Annotated in this window: 1 protein-coding gene; it reads right to left on the bottom strand. The window is 54.1% G+C overall.

What is annotated here, in order from left to right:
- A partial coding sequence (locus EXE45_RS17145) for a phospholipase D-like domain-containing protein (protein ID WP_137695042.1) occupies nt 1-574 on the bottom strand: 574 nt, incomplete at its 3' end.
- Nucleotides 575-772: the final 198 nt, after the last annotated feature.

The following is a 772-nucleotide window of genomic DNA, read 5'->3' as shown; positions in this document are numbered from 1 at the left end:
ATTCAACCTCTTCTTCATCATCGAGGTCTTCCAGTTCTGCCGCGAGATCCTCCATGAAGATGGTATCAGCATACTCCTCCCGGTGGTGCTCGATCCACTGTTTAAACTGTTGATCAAGTTGAGTTCCGACCTCTGTGTTGAACACGACAACGCTGTTCGTCTGGTTTGTCCAGCTGTTGTAGGATAGATTCGCGCTCCCAGCGATGAGCGTCACTGTCTCATCGGCCGCAACGATTCGATACAGCTTGGAGTGGACGACTTTCCGGTTTTTGAGTCTGACAGTTAGTTTGTCCTCTTCATAGTAGCGTTCGAGGCGGCGGGCTACCGTGGCATCGTCGACAGCGGACTGGTACGCATCTTTGTCCCCGATCAGGACGTCCATCGTCTCCAGCGTGGAGCCCTCCTGATCAAACAGTTCCAGGAGCAGTTCGGGGGATTCACAATAGGTGACTGCGTCGATGTGGACCGCCTCGTCGAAGAAGTTTGTAAAGGATTTCCAGCTCTTGACGGTTTGCCACTCCATCTGTGCGGAGTTGCCAAACCCGCCGAGATTGATCGTCGTATCCCAGTCCATTTGTTAGGGAGTTGTGAGGACTGGTAATAAGAATTGGCGAGGTGTTTGGCCAGCTGTTGGGTGAGTACTGTTGTTGACGCAAGATACCGTCACCGGATAGAGGCGACGTCGTCCGACGAGCAGAAGAAGCAGTCGTCTTCCGGGGCGGCCGCTGCCTCCGTCGACAAATGCGACAGGATGCGGATCCCCAGCTTGACG

This window comes from Halorubrum sp. SP9, from assembly GCF_005435015.1.
Classification (GTDB): Archaea; Halobacteriota; Halobacteria; order Halobacteriales; family Haloferacaceae; genus Halorubrum; species Halorubrum sodomense.
This window is presented reverse-complemented; position numbering and strand designations above follow the sequence as displayed.